At 67.4% G+C, this 15,692-nt stretch carries 11 protein-coding genes, 1 pseudogene and 1 riboswitch; of the genes and pseudogenes, 4 read left to right on the forward strand and 8 right to left on the reverse strand.

All coding sequences use genetic code 11. The features are described 5' to 3' along the window. Positions 1–93: 93 nt before the first annotated feature. A pseudogene (locus ABXH26_RS16805) lies at positions 94–717 on the forward strand (sulfotransferase domain-containing protein); the annotation flags it as partial. A gap of 324 nt (positions 718–1,041) precedes the next feature. Here ABXH26_RS16805 and ABXH26_RS16810 read toward each other — a convergent pair. The 4 genes from ABXH26_RS16810 to ABXH26_RS16825 form a co-directional block, all read right to left on the reverse strand. Then, positions 1,042–2,481: a UdgX family uracil-DNA binding protein gene (locus tag ABXH26_RS16810; protein WP_353568257.1), complete on the reverse strand. Its 1,440-nt coding sequence runs from the start codon at positions 2,479–2,481 to the stop codon at positions 1,042–1,044. 511 nt (positions 2,482–2,992) lie between these two features. After that, the gene (locus ABXH26_RS16815; RefSeq protein ID WP_353568258.1) at positions 2,993–4,219 is read right to left on the reverse strand and encodes a putative DNA modification/repair radical SAM protein; all 1,227 of its coding nucleotides are present in this window, start codon (positions 4,217–4,219) and stop codon (positions 2,993–2,995) included. A 75-nt stretch (positions 4,220–4,294) separates the two neighbouring features. Then, positions 4,295–4,993 (reverse strand): phosphatase PAP2 family protein, encoded by a 699-nt coding sequence (locus ABXH26_RS16820; RefSeq protein ID WP_353568259.1) that lies wholly within the window; start codon positions 4,991–4,993, stop codon positions 4,295–4,297. Positions 4,994–5,067: 74 nt separating this feature from the next. Then, on the reverse strand, positions 5,068–5,835 hold the full coding sequence (locus ABXH26_RS16825; RefSeq protein ID WP_353568260.1) for an SDR family NAD(P)-dependent oxidoreductase: 768 nt from the start codon (positions 5,833–5,835) through the stop codon (positions 5,068–5,070). 192 nt (positions 5,836–6,027) lie between these two features. Between ABXH26_RS16825 and ABXH26_RS16830 the strand changes: the two genes are divergently transcribed. Beyond that, on the forward strand, positions 6,028–6,327 hold the full coding sequence (locus ABXH26_RS16830) for a hypothetical protein (protein ID WP_353568261.1): 300 nt from the start codon (positions 6,028–6,030) through the stop codon (positions 6,325–6,327). A 224-nt stretch (positions 6,328–6,551) separates the two neighbouring features. Beyond that, positions 6,552–9,068, forward strand: coding sequence for a preprotein translocase subunit SecA (gene secA, locus ABXH26_RS16835; protein ID WP_353568262.1), 2,517 nt, complete (start codon positions 6,552–6,554; stop codon positions 9,066–9,068). Between the two features lie 74 nt (positions 9,069–9,142). Here secA and rimO read toward each other — a convergent pair whose 3' ends face one another. From rimO to ABXH26_RS16855, 4 genes are all read right to left on the reverse strand, one after another. Beyond that, positions 9,143–10,537, reverse strand: coding sequence for a 30S ribosomal protein S12 methylthiotransferase RimO (gene rimO, locus ABXH26_RS16840; protein WP_353568263.1), 1,395 nt, complete (start codon positions 10,535–10,537; stop codon positions 9,143–9,145). Positions 10,538–10,545: 8 nt separating this feature from the next. Beyond that, entirely contained in the window at positions 10,546–11,220 is a 675-nt protein-coding gene (locus tag ABXH26_RS16845; protein WP_353568264.1) for a hypothetical protein, read from the reverse strand. Positions 11,221–11,295: 75 nt separating this feature from the next. After that, a complete protein-coding gene (locus ABXH26_RS16850) occupies positions 11,296–12,609 on the reverse strand; it encodes a hypothetical protein (protein WP_353568265.1) in 1,314 nt (437 codons plus the stop codon). Positions 12,610–12,656: 47 nt separating this feature from the next. Then, positions 12,657–13,436, reverse strand: coding sequence for a spermidine synthase (locus tag ABXH26_RS16855; RefSeq protein ID WP_353568266.1), 780 nt, complete (start codon positions 13,434–13,436; stop codon positions 12,657–12,659). Between the two features lie 59 nt (positions 13,437–13,495). Continuing rightward, positions 13,496–13,636, forward strand: a riboswitch (cobalamin riboswitch). Between the two features lie 37 nt (positions 13,637–13,673). Here ABXH26_RS16855 and ABXH26_RS16860 point away from each other — a divergent pair. Beyond that, positions 13,674–15,491 (forward strand): TonB-dependent receptor plug domain-containing protein, encoded by a 1,818-nt coding sequence (locus ABXH26_RS16860; protein WP_353568267.1) that lies wholly within the window; start codon positions 13,674–13,676, stop codon positions 15,489–15,491. Positions 15,492–15,692: the final 201 nt, after the last annotated feature.

The raw sequence follows: 15,692 nt of genomic DNA on the forward strand, positions 1-15,692 counted from the left end.
TCCCTCGGCGGGCCCTCCCCAGGCCCCGACCCAAGCCGGCACGATCCGATTTGGGAATCTCCCCGCGGGCCCCCCCAACCTCCTCCGCCTTCCATGCCTCGTCCGTCGATTTTCATCGTGGGTGCGCCGAAGTGTGGCACGACCGCGCTCTATCACTGCCTCCGCCAGCATCCGGGCCTGTATTTTCCGCTCTCCGAGGATCCCGCCCGCTATTGGCTGTGCAAGGAGCCCGGCCACTTCGCTGGCGACCTGCGGATGGTCGAGTGGTTGCGGATCGTGGGGGAAAGCGACTACCTGTCCTTGTTCGCCGACGCCGCCGGGGACCAGCGCTGCGGCGAGGCCACGGCCACCTACCTTTTTTCCCATGAGGCCCCGCTGCGGATCCGGAACTTCACCGGCGGAGAGGCCAGGATCATCATCATGGTCCGCCCGCCGGCCGAGTGGATGCGCTCCTGGCACCACGACCTGCTGCGCTATGGCTACGAGAACTGCAGCGATTTCGAAAAAGCCCTGTCGCTCGGTGAGCGGCGCGATGTCGGCCGCTCGCTGCCCCGCCGTGCGGCCTTTGCCGGGTGCATGAACTACCGCAAGCTGGCCCGTTTTTCCAACTACATCGAGCACTGGCTGGAGGTCTTCGGTCGCGAGCGCGTGTTCATCGGCTGGCAGCCCGACTTCCAGCAGGATCCGGAGGTCTTCGTCTCGCGGCTGCTGGACTTCCTCGGGCTCGACCCCGCCGAGATCCCCGCCGCCGGACGGAGGAACGACTCTTCGATTCTTCCGGGAACGCACCTGATCGACCTCTGGTTCGGCCGCATGATGGCCCGCCTGCCGGGCGGCGAAAAGGTCGCCCGCGTATTCCGCAAGGAGGTCGGTCACGCCTACAAGGAATTCGTTTCCAGCTTCTTTCATCCGCTCTCCGACCGCACGATCCCCGAACCGCTGGCCAGCCGGCTGAAGGAGGAATTTGCCGACGAGGAGGCGCGGCTGCGCCAGCTCGCCGGTGAAGGATCCGACGCATGGCGGCAAGCGCCCAGGTGGCACTCAGCTTGGCGAGGGGGTGCCCGCCAGCCGCAGGTCAGCGATGAAGCGCTGGCGCTCGGCGCCGACATCGGCCTCCGGCAGCCGCAGGAGGTAGGAGGGGTGGACGGTGAGGACCACGCGGCGGGCGAGCTGCGGGGCGTCGAGCAGGCCGCGGTCGCGGGTGATCTTGATGCCCGGCCCGAGCAGTGAGCGGGCGGCGGTGGCACCGAGCAGGATCAGGATTTCCGGGGAAACGGACGACAGCTCGGCCAGCAGCCACGGCTTGCAGGCCTCGACCTCGGCGGAGTCGGGTTTCTGGTGGAGCCGCGTTTTTCCCCGAGGGGTCCACTTGAAATGCTTCACCGCGTTGGTCAGGTAGGCTTGGGCGCGGTCGATGCCGGCCTCCGCCATGGCGCGGTCGAGCAGTTGGCCGGCGGGGCCGACGAAGGGACGGCCTTCGAGGTCCTCGCGGTCGCCGGGCTGCTCGCCGACGATCATGATCCGCGCGTCCGCCGGACCCTCGCCGGGCACGGCGCAGGTGGCGCGCTCCCACAGCGGGCACTGGCGGCAGGCGGCGAGGTGGCGGGCGACCTCCTCCGTCGTGGTGGCGGGCGCGGCGGGCATCTCCGATGCCTGCCGTAGCTCGTCGAGGTAGCGGATGCCCTTGATTTGGCGGACCGGCTGCGGGGCGGTCTCGACCATGCGGTCGAGCCGATGGCGGCTGTCGCGGATGAGCGAGTCGATCAAGCCGGCCTCGGGCAGGTTTTTCCAGTAGCGCTTCGGCATCTCGGCCTGCATCGCCTTGGTCTTGAGGCGGGCGGGGTTGAAAATGCAGCTGTAGTAAGTGCGCCAGGCGTCTTCGAGCTGGTCGGTGTTTTCGAAAGGATCGCGATCAACGCCCTCGGTGAAGAGGAGCTTGTCGCCGTTCCAGTGGGCGCAGCCTTTCGGCGTGAAGATCGCCCAGTCCATGGTCGCAAAACGCTTGCGGAAGAAGGGGGTGCCGGCCTCGACGATGTAGTGGTCGGGCTCGAACCAGGCGGCGAAGCGCTCGCGGCCGCTTTCGTTTTCGCCGACTTTCCGGAAGCGGACGAAGGCGTGCATCTTGTGGATTTCGCGGCGGACGTTCTCGGCCATCGCCTGGGCGCGGGCGATGTCGGGATCGGTGGTGACGGCGATCAGTTTCGGCTCGCCGTGGGTGATGCGCCAGAGAATGCGGTAAAGCAGTGCCCAGCGGGTGGGGTCGGCGTGGCAGGCGGTCAGTTTCGCCAAGTCGATGAAGTCGGCGGGGACTTTCAGCTCGGAACTACGGCGGGTGGCGTAGATGGGTTCCGGTTCGTGGAGGGCGAAAAGGTTGGCGTCCTTTTCCCAGAGGATCTCGCCCGGCGGGATGCCCTCGGCCAGCAAGGCGCGGGCGGCGTCGCGCCAAGTGGTGAAGGAGTTGCCGGGGTCGATGGAGCGCATCTGCGTGAGGTAGAAGGAGAAAGGAAAAAGTGGGTGCGGAGCCGGTGGGCGGGTGAGGAGAAGGGTGAGGGTGAGGAGAAGGGTGAGGGTGAGGAGAAGGGTGAGGGTGAGGAGAAGGGTGCGGAGAAGGGTGAGGGTGTGGAGTAGGGTGAGGGTGTGGAGTAGGGGGAGGGTGTGGAGTAGGGGAGGGTGCGGAGTAGGGAGGGTGCGGAGTAGGGAGGGTGCGGAGTAGGGGGGAGGGTGAGGAGTAGGGGGAGGGTGAGGAGTAGGGGGCGGGTGAGGAGTCGGAAAAGGCGTTCAGCCCCGGAGGGGCACCGGAGATTAGCCGGTGGCGCGAGCCACCGGAAAAGACGGCCAATGATATTCCGCCCCGGAGGGGTGGTGGAGGGGTTCGAAGTTTTGAGGCTTTCTATCGAAGGAGAGCCGCGTCGCGGGGTGAGGCGTGCCGATTTCATAATCGGCGCTCCTTGCTGGGGCTCTGTGGTCTGTCGTCTTCCTGTCTGCCGTCTCGTTAGCAAAACAGTTCGAGCTGCTCGGGTTTTGGCGCGAAGCGGGCGAGGAGGCGGTCGCTGTCGAGCTCGACCGAGGGCGGGCGGTGGTCGGTGGTGATGAGGAAAGGCCGGACTTTCGCCAGGGAAACGCGGAGCCGGGCGAGGTCGGCGAGCCGGATGGGGGCGTGACGGCGCAGGGCGAGGATGCGATCGACATTGCGCGGGCCGAGGCCGGGGACACGCAGGAGCTGCTCGCGGGTGGCGGTGCGGAGGTCGAGCGGGAAAAGCGCGCGGTTGCGCAGGGCCCAGGCGAGCTTGGGGTCGATGGCGAGGTCGAGGTTGGGCGTTTCCGGCGCAAGGATCTCGCTACGATGGAAGCCGTAGTGACGCATCAGCCAGTCGGCTTGGTAGAGCCGGTGCTCGCGAACCAGCGGCGCGGGCTTGGCGGGGAGGATCGCGGAGGGCTCGGGGATGGGACTGAAGGCGGAGTAGTAAACGCGGCGCAGGCGGTAGGATTGATAAAGCTCCTCTGAACGGGCGAGGAAATCGGCATCGGTCGAGGCGTCGGCGCCGACGATGACCTGGGTGCTCTGGCCGGTGGCGTGGCGGAGCTTGCGGTCGCCGTTTTTCCGCCGGTCGGCGGCATCGTCGAGCCTGAGGCGGATGCGACCCATCGCCTGCTTGGTGCGGGCGAGGTTTTTCTCCGGTGCAAGGCGGTCGAGCGAGGTCTGGACGGGGAGCTCGAGGTTGATGCTGATGCGGTCGGCGTAACGGGCGGCCTTTTCGACCAATTCGGGCGAGGCCTCGGGGATGGTCTTGAGGTGGATGTAACCCCGGAAGTCGTGGATTTCGCGCAGCGTGCGGGCGACCTCGACGAGCTGCTCCATGGTGTGGTCGGCGCTGCGGGTGATGCCGGAGCTGAGAAACAGGCCCTCGATGTAGTTGCGCTTGTAGAAGTCGAGCGTGAGGCGGACGACCTCGTCGGCGGTGAAGGCGGCGCGGCGGACGTTGCTCGACCTACGATTGATGCAGTAGTGGCAGTCGTAGAGGCAGCGGTTGGTCAGCAGCAGCTTGAGCAGCGAGATGCAGCGTCCGTCGGGCGCGTAGCTGTGGCAAATGCCGGCCCCTCCGGCGGAGCCGACGCCCTTGCCCTTCGACGAGTCGCGCCGCTGCGCCCCGGAGCTGGCGCAGGAGGCGTCGTATTTGGCCGCGTCGGCAAGGATGGCGAGTTTTTCCTGAAGCTCCATGGTGTCCGCTTGAACACTACGGAGCGGGCGGCGAAACTCCAGCCGATTTGCTGCGCGTGAATCCTCTGTTGAGGCTCAGGGATGCGCGGGCTTGCGTGCCTGCTTTTTCAAATGAGGCCCCACCTCGCGGCGGATCTGCCGGATCGCCTGGTCGAACTCGGAGTCCTTGGCGAGCTCCCGGCCGACGGCCTGGGCGAGCAGCAGGCCGGCTTCGGTGTCGGAGGGATAGTGCGCGCCGCCGAGCACCCGGCCCCACATGGCCTTGTGGACCTCGCGCTGGAAGGCCTCGGCTTTGTCGGGAAACGCCTTGCTGAAGATGAAGCCCCACATGGCGGCACCGAAAGAGTGACCGCTGGGATAGGAGGCGTTGCCGGGATGGCTGACCACGGGCTCGACGCCGGCATCCCGCTCGTAAGGCCGGGCGCGGTCCCAGTGAGCCTTGGCGGCATCACAGACCGGGCCGGCGCGGCGCTCGATGCGGTGGATGGCCTCCAGCGTCTTCGGAAAGTCCCGCGAATGAAACCACTCGCCGAAAACCGGGCGGGCGAAGGAGGTCGGCGACTGGCGCTCGACGCGGTGGGCCTCCTTGACCTGCGCTTCGGTGCGGCCGAGCTGGACGCCGAGGACCGTGTCGAGGTCGGCCATGCCGGCGGGCGAGTCATCGGCCGGCGGCGGGGGCAGGACTTTCAGGAAATCCACCACCAGCGGGTCGGCGTGGGCGCACAGGGAAAAGGCGGAGAACAGCAGCAGGGCGGACAGGCGCAGGAAGGTCATGGGTGGCGGAGCGTAGACGGAAAGGAAACGTCGCCCCAACGGCCGGCCTTTCAGCGAGCCGCCCCTCCGCGGGTTCACCACAGCGTGCGACCACCGTTCACGACCAAGGTCTGCCCGGTGAGGAACGAGGCCCCGCGCGAGGCGAAAAACGTGACGGCGTGGGCAATGTCCTCCGGCGTGCCCCAGCGGCCGAGCGGGATCGAGCGGAGGTAGGGCTCGCGGACTTCCGGCGGAACGTCCTCGTGCCGCTCGACCGGGATCCAGCTCGGAGCTACGGTGTTTACCGTAATTCCGTGCGGGGCGAGCTCGCTGGCCATCGCGCGGCTCCAGCCGATCTGGCCGCCCTTGGCCGCGACGTAGGCGGAAAACCCCGGCATGCCCTGGTGGAAGACCTCGCTGGTGAGGTTGATGATCCGTCCCTCGCGGCGCGCCTTCATGGCGGGCAGCAGTCGTTTGGCGAGGAGAAAGGGGCTCTTCACGAAGGCCTCGAGCATGGACTGGTGCTCGGACCACTCGTAGTCCTCCAGCGCCTTCATCGGCTGGAAGGGCGTGGCGTTGACCACCAGGATCCCGACCGGACCGAAGCAGTCCTCGATTTCCCCGGCCATGCGGTCGATCGCCTGCTCGTCGCAGGCGTCGCCATGGACCAGCATCGCCTCGGCACCGGCGGCCTGGATGCTATCGACGACCGCCTGCCCCCGTTCGCGGGAGCTGAAGCTGTTCACCACCGTGCGGGCACCGGCCGCGGCGAGGTGGCGGGCGATGGTTTTTCCGAGGCCGCGGCTGGAGCCGGTGACCCAGGCGACCTGGCCGTCGAGGCGGAAGGGATGCGTCAGTTCCATGAAGGCCATCGGTAGCTCCTGTGCTGGGCGACGCCAAGGACGGGAGTTTCGCGTGGAAAATGAGGGTCACGGCTGGGTTTGACAATCGCCCCTTTGCCACGACCCTAGCGTCGATCCCGGAGGGTTAATTTCCAGCCGGTCGCCCGACTCCTTCCGATGAGGCCTTCCGAATCCCCGCAGGCACGCGTTGCCATGGTCCCCTGGATCGTGGTGCTGCTGGTGTGCGTGGGCTGGACGGCGATCGCCCAGGGTCGGCCGGAAACCGGCACCTCCGGGTGCCCGAACGAAGCCGGGTTGACCCAGTCCGGGGACGGCGGCGGCGTCCAAGGCCATCTTCCGACGCGGCCCTTGGTCGTTCGCGATCTGCCCACCACCGGGTATCACCGGGTTGAGCTGTCATGGGTCCGGCTCGCCTGGATCGATCAGTCGGAGATCCCGGCAATCCGCGTGCGGACCAGCGAACTGGGGAGCCGCGCGCCACCCCTGGAATGAAGTGGGAACCGGCTTCCGCCCGTTTTCGGAAGCCTTGCGTCGCCTCCTGAAGAGCGTTTCCCCGGCAGCTTCGCCGTCGGGTTTCCCATTCATCTTTCTCCGGCTGCTTGTGATGCCGGAGGTCCACCATCATTCCGACTTATCATGATTTCTCCTATTGATTCCACCTCCGTGCCACCACTCCGTGGCCGGACTTCTCCTCAAACTCTCACCTTTCGGCAGCCATGATCGCGAAACTCCTTCCCGTCTTCGCCGGAAAAAACGAGCGCGAGCTGGCTCGGATCCGGCCTGTCGTTTCGAAAATCAACCGTTGCGAGGAAAAGCTCCAGACCGCGCCCGAGTCGAAGCTTCACGAGCTGACCGCCGGCTGGCGCGAGCACCTGTCCGGCATCACCGATGACGCCACCCGCGCGCGCTATCTCGAGCAGATCCTGCCCGAGGCCTACGCGGTGGTGAAAAACGCAGCCCGCCGGATGTCGGGGCGCCAGATCGACGTCGGCGGACAATCGATGACCTGGGAGATGGTGCATTTCGACGTCCAGCTCATCGGCGGGATCGCCATCCACCGCGGTCTGATCGCGGAAATGCAGACCGGCGAGGGCAAGACGCTGGTCGCCACGCTGCCCGTTTTTCTCAACGCGCTGACCGGGCTCGGCGTCCACGTGGTGACGGTGAACGACTACCTCGCCCGCCGCGACTCGGAGTGGATGGGCGAGTTGTTCCGTTTCCTCGGACTGAGCGTCGGCTGCCTGCAGCACGACCAGCCGCCGGAAGTACGCCGTGCGCAGTACCAGTGCGACATCACCTACGGCACGAACTCGGAGTTCGGCTTCGACTACCTGCGCGACAACGGCATCGCCCGCACCGCCGAACAGCAGGTCCAGCGCGGGCACTACTTCGCGATCATCGACGAGATCGACTCGATCCTGATCGACGAGGCGCGCACGCCGCTGATCATCACCATGCCGGGAAACGACGAGTCCGATCCCTTCGTCCGCAACAAGCCCGCGGTCGCGCGACTGGTCCGCAAGCAGACCGAGCTGTGCAACGGCTTCGCCGCCGAGGCGAAACGGCAGCTCGAGGCCGGCGACACGGCGGCGGCCGGGCTCGCGTTGCTGAAGTTGAAGCTCGGCCAACCGCGTCACCGCCAGTTCCTGCGGATGATGGAGCAGCCGGAGCTGCGACGGCTGGTCGACAAGGTCGAGACGACCTACCAGCGCGGGCGCTTCGGCAAGACGCTCGTCCACCTCAAGGAGGAGCTGTATTTTTCCATCAACGAAAAGGACCGCGACGCCGACCTCTCGGAAATGGGCCGCGTGTTCCTCTCGCCCAAGGACCCCGACGCCTTCACGCTGCCGGAGCTGGACTTGGAGGCCGGCGAGGACGCGCGACGGAGCTTCGGCGAGCGGGCGCGCGAGGTGCATGCGATTTCGCAGCTTTTGAAGGCCTGGTGCCTGCACGAGCGCGACGTTCATTACGTGGTCCGCGACGGCAAGGTGACGATCATCGACGAGAGCACCGGCCGCGAAATGCCGGGCCGGCGGTGGTCGGACGGCCTGCACCAGGCGGTCGAGGCGAAGGAGGGCGTGAAGATCGAAAGCGAGAACCGCACCTGCGCGTCGATCACGATCCAGAACTACTTCCGCCTCTACGACAAGCTGGCCGGGATGACCGGCACCGCCGAAACGGAGGCCGCGGAGTTTCACGACATCTATCAGCTCGACGTGCTGCCCATCCCGACCCACCGGCCGAACCTCCGGGTCGATGAAAACGACAGCGTTTACCGGACCCGCGACGAGAAATTCCGGGCGGTGGTCGAGCGCATCCGCCGCGCGCGGGAAACCGGCCAGCCGGTGCTGGTCGGGACGGCCTCCGTCGAGTCGTCCGAGACGCTCGCACGGCTGCTGAAACGGGCGAAGATTCCGCACACGGTGCTCAACGCGAAGAACCACGAGGAGGAGGCGGCGATCGTCGCGAGGGCCGGCGAGCGCGGCGCGGTGACCGTCTCCACCAACATGGCCGGCCGCGGCACCGACATCAAACTCGGCCCCGGCGTGGCCGAGCTGGGCGGGCTGTTCGTGATCGGCACCGAGCGCGCGACCTCGCGCCGCATCGACCGCCAGCTGCGCGGTCGTTGCTCGCGGCAGGGCGACCCGGGGCGGGCGCGTTTTTTCCTCTCGCTCGAGGACGACCTGATGCGCCATCACGCCGCGCCCGACCAGATGGCGGCGATGATCGAGCAGTCCGCCGCGCGGGCCAGCACGCTGCGCGGCGGCTGGCTCGGCAAGCTGATCGAGGAGGCGCAGCAGCGTGTCGAGCAGCACGGCTACAAGATCCGCAAGCGGGTCCTCGATTTCGACGACGTGATGAACCTCCAGCGCGGCATCGTTTACGACCAGCGAAACGAAGTGCTGCACGCAGAGGACATCCGGCAGGTGATCCGCGACGAGCTACGGGAAACGCAGCATGAGGATCGAGTCGCCGGCGTGCCGCCGGAAATGCTGGCCCCGCTGGAACGCGAGGCCGTGCTGCGGGCGATCGACTGGCATTGGCAGAACCACCTCGATGACATGGACGACCTGCGCGAGGGCGTTTTCCTGCGCGCGCAGGGCCAGAAGGATCCGCTGGTGGAGTTCAAGAACGAGGCCTACGCCCTGTTTTCCGGACTGATGGAAGCCGTGCGGGTGACCGCGGTGAAAAACCTCGAGCGGTTGGCGGAGAGGGTGCGCGTGGCGGGCTGATGGGATTCCCGGTCAAGCCACCCGGCGGGCCTGAAGGCCCGCGGTTCTCCCGCGAGCCGGGTGGTTTGAGCCGTTCACCTCGCCGCGACCAGGTCGTAGCCGCGCCAGTCGTGGATGGTCACTTCGGCGAATTCGCCGACGGGGACGGACTCGTCGACGTGGACGGAGCCGTCGATTTCCGGGGCGTCCCACTGGGTGCGGCCGACGCCGGGTTGCTCGACGAGGACGCGGACGGACTTGCCGACTTGTTCCTGGTTGAGTTCGGCGGCGATCTTCTGAAGCTCGGCCATGGCGCGGGACCAGCGGCTTTTGCGGGTCATGTGATGGATCTGGCCGGTCATCTTGTAGGCCGGCGTGCCTTCTTCCTTGGAGTATTGGAAAACCCCGGCGCGCTCGAAGCGGAACTCGCGGATGAACTCAAGCAGCTCCTCGAAGTCTTCTTCGGTTTCTCCGGGGAAACCTACGATGAAAGTCGTACGAATGCCGAGGCCGGGGATGCCGGCGCGCATGCGGCGGAGCAGGTCGCGGATGTAATCGCCGTTGGTCTTCCGCTTCATGACCGTGAGCATGCGGTCGGAGATGTGCTGGAGCGGGATGTCGACGTATTTGGCGACCTTGTCGCACTCGGCGATGGTCTGGATGAGTTCGTCGGACCAGTGGGCGGGGTGGGTGTAGAGCAGGCGGATCCAGAAATCGCCTTCGATTTCATTCAGCTCGCGCAGCAGCGTGGCGAGCGACTCGCCGCGGGTCGAATCGACGGGCGAGTTCGGGTTCGGCCGCTGGCCCTCCCACTTGTCCATGCCGAAGTAGGTGGTGTCCTGGGAGATGAGGTTGATTTCCTTCACGCCGGCGGCGACGAGGTCCTTCACTTCGCGGACGACGCTTTCCTGGGTCCGCGAGCGGTGCATGCCGCGGATTTTCGGGATGATGCAGAAGGTGCAGGTGTGGTTGCAGCCTTCGGCGATCTTGACGTAGGCGGAGTGGTCGGGCGTGAGGCGCCAGCGCGGGGTGTTGTAGTCGGGGACGTACTTCGGCTTGAGCGTGACGAAATCGCGCTCGTCGTCGGTGGCGACGCCCGCGTCCTTCGGCGGAGCGGGCTTTTTCCCAACGAGGCCTTCGATGATGGGGGCGACCTTGGTGATCTGGTCGAGGCCGATGAAGGCGTCCACCTCGGGCATGATGCCGGGCAGTTCTTTCGCGAAGCGTTGGGACAGGCAGCCGGCGACGATGATCTTCTGCTTGGCGCGGTCCGGGTCCTCGGTGCGGGCGTTGGCGGCGCCGAAGATGGCATCGATCGACTCCTGCTTCGCCATGTCGATGAACGAGCAGGTGTTGACGATGAGCACGTCGGCCAGTTCGGCGTCCGGCGTGAGGGCCATGCCGGCTTCCGCCAGGTGGCCCATCATGACTTCGGAGTCGATGAGGTTCTTGGCGCAGCCGAGCGAGATGAGACCGACGGTGGTGGACATGGCGCGGGTCAATTGGCGAGCTGGACGACCTCGTCAAGAATGAGTTCGTCGCCGGGCTCGGGCTTGATTTCGCCAAATTGGGTGACGGGGTTGGCGATGGCGCCGTCGATGGTGATCTCGCCGACGCGGAGCTTGCCGAGCACGCCGCCATTTCGCCGGATGGCCAGCACGGAGCCGGTCTGGACGTTTTCCGGGGAAACGACCTGCAGCACGGCGAAGTCGCCGAAGTTCGGATCCTCCTGCCACTGGGCGACGCGGGCGATGAGCATGGCGTCATTGATCACGCGGGCGCGGCGGGCGGACTTGTCGCGGCTCTCGGCCTCGCGGCCGGTCAGGAACTGGGCCTCGTCATCGGCGCGCTTGGCGTTCAGCTCGGCTTCGGCCTTTTCCTCTTCCAGCAGCTTGAGCCGGGCTTCGAGTTCCTCGGTGCTCTGCTCGGCCTCCTCGCGGGTCACCAGGTCGGTGCCGGACGGCTCCTCGGCGGCCTGCTTGAGCGAGCGGAGTTCCTTTTCGTCGTGCAGGCGCTGGATTTCCTTTTCCATCTCGGCGATCGTCTGCCGCATGCGGGCGACGTCGTCCTTCGACGCTTCGTTCATGCCCGTGTTCATCTTGCCGACCCAGGCGATCAGCGCGCCGAGGATGAGCGCGAGCGTGGCGCCGAGGAGAATCTTGAGCGTGTCCATGGGGCGGAGAGTGGTCAGGGCGCCGGCCGATGTCAACGCGCCCCGAAATGCCGGAAAAGGCGGCCGTTTCCGCGCTCAGCGGCGCCACCGGCCGCCACCGGCGCCGCGCATGACCTCCAGCTGGGCGTTGGCGGAGAGGCCGCTGTCCTGCAGCCAGTTGATCGCTTCCTGGGGATCGCGGCGGAGGTAGGCCTGGCCGGCGCGGACCAGCGAGCGCTCGCGCATGCCGGGATCGGAAATGTCGGCGGCCCAGGCGATCGCGGTCTGCGGGTCGTTCCAGGCGTAGCCGCGGGAAAACCCGGCGATGGCCGCATCGCGCTCGGGGCCCGGGCTCATGCCGGCGAGGTGCTGGGTGGCGGCCTCGGGGTTGCGGTCCTCCCAGTTGCCGAAAGCCTCGGCGTAGCCGGCGTTCTTGGCGTTGCCGGCGGGCAGGCTCTCGATCCAGTCCACGGCCTCGGCGGGAGCGCGCTCGGCCCACTCGTCGCCGACCTCGGCGATGGCCGAAACGGCGAAATCCTGCCCGGCGAACTGCTCCACCCAGGCCGCGGCGGCGGTGGGATCCTCGCGCACGTAGCTGTCCGTCACGCGGCGCATGGCGGCGCCCTTCTGCGGGCCGTCGGGCAGCGAGTCGACCCAGCGCGAAGCCGTTTCCGGGCCGCCCGAGCGGATCGCCTCGTTGGCCACCTCCCACATCAGCCGGCCGGCCTGCCGCGGGTCGTCGCCGGCGAGTCGCAGGGCGGTGTCGGTGGCGAGCTGCAGGTCGTGGTCGGCCAGGCCGGAAATGAGATCGCGTTCGAGTTGGCCGCGTTGGTTGGCGAGTTCCGGCGGCAGGTTGTCGAGCATGGCGATGGCGTCGTTCGGGTGGGCCGAGGCCCAGCCGGAAAACGCGGCTCCGAGATCGGTCTCCGGACTGGTCGTGGCGAAATCGAAGGCATCCTTCCCGGCCAGCGCCCCGAAGGCGTAGTTGAAGTCCCGCCACTCGTCGCCTCCGGCTCCGAGGGTCACAAGTGCCTCGCGGACCTCCATTGCATTGTCGGCGGTCATGTTTTCCAGCAGGTGGGCAAAGGCCAGCCGGCGGGTGATCGGGTTCGGGCTGCGCAGCGCTTGGTCGGCCACGGCCGAAATGCCGGCCGCATCCAGCGTGTAGCCGCCGAACAGCCGACCGAGCGTGCCTTCCCGGCTGGCGTCGTCGCCGCGCTCGCCGGACTTGGCAGCGCGCGCGCCGGCCTCGAAGGAGGCACTGCCGCGGGTGGTCGCTTTGCCCCCGGCGGCGGCCTGGGCCGCGGCGATTTCCTCGGCCGAGGGCGAGCCGGCTTTCGAGCCGATGAAGAAGGCGGCGCCGGCGGCGACGGCCCATCCGAGATGAATGAAGATTGGCTTGGGAGTCATGGGATCGGTCAGGCGGGATCGGGTCGAGCCCGGCCGTGCCAATGGGCTCAGAGAAGTCGAACTCCGATACGACGCCAGAAGTCGCGGTCTTTTTTCATCGGAAAATCCGCGGTCCAGCGATCGAGCACCGCGCCGGTCGCCACTTTCCCGCCGCCGGCCAAGGTTTCATTGAGGCTGTCGGGCGTGGTGACCGAGCGGACTTCGGGAAAAGCCCGGCGGAAGGCGGCGCGCATGCGAGTCTGCAGGCGGCGGTGGCCGGGGCCGGTGACCAGGTTGGCCAGCAGCAGCCCGCCGGGCGCGAGGAGCGGCCGCAGGGTCTCGATCAGTCGCTCGGGCTGGCGTTCGGGACGGAAAACGTCGTCCTCGCCGGCCAGGTAGCAGTCGTCGATGACCACGTCGAAGGTCCGGCCGCAACCGGCGGCCCACTCGTAGGCATCGGCGATGTGGATCGTCATCCCGGTGTCGTCGAGCCGCATGTGCTCGCGGGCGAGCTCGATGATGGCCGGATCGAGGTCGACGGCCGTGATTTCCACCTCCGGCACCAGCTGGCGGAGGATGCGCGGGGTGGTGCCGCCGGCCAGGCCGAGCATCAGCACGGAGCGCGGCGGCCCGTCCGGCCGCAGCAGGGCGGCGGCGGCCAGGTTGTCCCACGCCAGACCGGTGAGGAAACGATCGCGGTGCCACCAGGCGTGGACCGCCCCGGCCACGCGGAATTCGCACGACGCGCAGGTGCTCCAGATCTCGAGCGACTGATGGCCGGTGGTGGTCGTCGCGATGCGTTTATAGCCCATGGTGACGAGGCTGACACGATGAGTGGCGATGCGCACGTCTTTCTGCCTTTGCGTGGGCGATCATGTTAGGCAGGCTGCGGCTGCCTTCGGCGAAATGCCGGCGGCAACCTTCGGGAAGCCCGTGGTACGGGCAGGAAATCGATGGGGAATCCGGTGCGAATCCGGAACGGTACCGCCACTGTGACTCCGCCTCCGGGCGGGGGAGTCAGATCGCCAGCCTGAAGGTCGTTTCCCAACCGGCCCGCGGAATACGGGCCCCAGGACTACCACAGAATGACCCACATCCCATCGGCGCCGCGCTACGCGAGCGCCCTCGCCCGTCGGGGCGGGCTCCGCTTCGGAGCCTTCGCCTGCCTTGTCTCGCTTCCCCTTCACGCCGCCGAGGACGAGACGTCCGACGCGCTCGACCCGCTGGTCGTTTCCGCCCTGCGGACGGAATCGGAAGCCTCGGAGGTTTCCTCCGCCGTCACCGTGCTCGATCCCCAGGAACTGGAGCAGCGCGGCATCCTCGATCTCCGAGACGCCCTCAACGAGGTGCCCGGCGTGATCGCCACCTCCACTTCCGGCCAGACCGGCGCGGTCGGCTCGGTCTTCATCCGCGGGACCACCACGGCCGACTCGCAGTTGATCGTCGATGGCATCCGCCTCAGCGACGCCACCGCGCCGCTCGGCAATTTCTTCTCGGCCGCACGGCTCGATGATCTCGGGCGCATCGAGGTCCTGCGCGGGGCGCAATCGGCCATCCACGGCGGCGAGGCCGTCGGCGGCGTGATCTGGCTGGAAACCGAGCGCGGCGAGGGCGGTCCCCGCGGCCGGTTTTTCCTCGAGGGAGGGTCGTTCGACCATCTCGCGTCCTCGCTTTCGCACGGCGGGGAAAAGGATGGCTTCTCCTGGTTCGCGAGCCTGGCCCACGAGATGACGCACAACGACGCCATCGGGCAGGACTTCGACCAATCCCGCGCCAGCCTGCGCGCCAGCTGGACGCTCAGCGACCGGGCCACCATCGGCGTGACCTTCCGCGGCGTCGACTCGCGCTTCGAGTATCCGAACTTCGGCACCAACATCGACCACCTCGACTCCGAGCTGGGCACCCTCCGCGCCGACCTGCGGCCGGTCGATGGCTGGGAAGCCAGCATCGTGGCCGGTCACTACCGCGAGAACTACGACAACGATAGTAGTTTCGGCAACTACGCCACCGACCTCGACCGCACGGTGGTGAAAACCGACCACGCCCTCGACATCGCGGCCGGTCACCGGCTGCTCGCCGGCGTTTCCTACGAGCGCACGGACTTCAGCAACTCGCTGGGCACCGATGTCACCAACGACCGCACCGGCGGCTATCTCGGCTGGCTGTGGCGGCCGCTCGATGCCGTCTCGCTCGACGCCGTCGTGCGGCTGGAGGACGACCAGTCCTTCGGCAGCGAGTGGACCTGGCGGACCGGCGGGTCCTGGGAAATCACCGACACCACCCGGCTGCGCGGCGGCATCGGCCGTTCCTACCGCGCACCGACGCTGCTCGACCTCTACGGCACCACCTGGGGTGCGGGAAACCCCAATCTCAAGCCGCAGACCGGCATCGGCTGGGATGTCGGCGTCGAGCAGCAGATCGCCGGCAGCCACCGGGTGGAGCTCACCTGGTTCGAGAACTCGATCGAGGACCGCATCCAGTCCTTCCCGACGCCGCCGGTGAACCTGCCGGGCAGCACGCCGGCCCGCGGGTTGGAAACCGCCGTCGCCGGGGATTGGTGCGACGGTCGCTGGGCCTACCGCCTCGCTTGGACGTGGCTTGATGAATCGCTCCAGGATCAGCCGCGGAACCACGCCAACGCCTCGCTTTCCTGGCAGGCGACCGATCGCTGGCAGCTCGGCGTGGGTGCCACCTACGTCGGCGAGCGGTCCTACGGCGGGCTGCCGTTGAAGCAGTACCTGCTGTTGCGCTGCTTCACCCGCTTCCAGGTCAACGACTGGCTGGAGCTGCACGGCCGGATCGAGAACCTGGCCGATCGCCGCTACGAGTTGAGCAACTTCTCCGGTACCCGCATCGAGGGCGCCGGCTTCGGCGTCTTCACCGGCCTCACCGCCACCTTCTGAGGTCCGGATTTTCCAGCGCGGGCGGTCCTGGAGGCCCGTCCGCGCTTCCGTTTTCCGGGAAAAAGATGTTCGCGTATTTTCGTAGTCCGGATGACTTGATGGCCCGGCTTCCCCCCGTGATCGCGTAGGCAATTCCCTTAACCGTCGCATCCGACCCTCCAGTGCTTAAGTAAGCCTGAATATACCGCGATCGCGTTAGTC

The sequence above is a fragment of the Haloferula sargassicola genome, assembly GCF_040362925.1.
Taxonomy (GTDB): domain Bacteria; phylum Verrucomicrobiota; class Verrucomicrobiia; order Verrucomicrobiales; family Akkermansiaceae; genus Haloferula; species Haloferula sargassicola.

Excerpts from the sequence above, each read along its gene's own strand:
- ABXH26_RS16810 (WP_353568257.1), bottom strand. The coding sequence starts at position 2,481 with ATGCGCTCCATCGACCCCGGCAACTCCTTCACCACTTGGCGCGACGCC.
- ABXH26_RS16815 (WP_353568258.1), bottom strand. The coding sequence starts at position 4,219 with ATGGAGCTTCAGGAAAAACTCGCCATCCTTGCCGACGCGGCCAAATAC.
- ABXH26_RS16820 (WP_353568259.1), bottom strand. The coding sequence starts at position 4,993 with ATGACCTTCCTGCGCCTGTCCGCCCTGCTGCTGTTCTCCGCCTTTTCC.
- ABXH26_RS16825 (WP_353568260.1), bottom strand. The coding sequence starts at position 5,835 with ATGGAACTGACGCATCCCTTCCGCCTCGACGGCCAGGTCGCCTGGGTC.
- ABXH26_RS16830 (WP_353568261.1), top strand. The coding sequence starts at position 6,028 with ATGGTCCCCTGGATCGTGGTGCTGCTGGTGTGCGTGGGCTGGACGGCG.
- secA (WP_353568262.1), top strand. The coding sequence starts at position 6,552 with ATGATCGCGAAACTCCTTCCCGTCTTCGCCGGAAAAAACGAGCGCGAG.
- rimO (WP_353568263.1), bottom strand. The coding sequence starts at position 10,537 with ATGTCCACCACCGTCGGTCTCATCTCGCTCGGCTGCGCCAAGAACCTC.
- ABXH26_RS16845 (WP_353568264.1), bottom strand. The coding sequence starts at position 11,220 with ATGGACACGCTCAAGATTCTCCTCGGCGCCACGCTCGCGCTCATCCTC.
- ABXH26_RS16850 (WP_353568265.1), bottom strand. The coding sequence starts at position 12,609 with ATGACTCCCAAGCCAATCTTCATTCATCTCGGATGGGCCGTCGCCGCC.
- ABXH26_RS16860 (WP_353568267.1), top strand. The coding sequence starts at position 13,674 with ATGACCCACATCCCATCGGCGCCGCGCTACGCGAGCGCCCTCGCCCGT.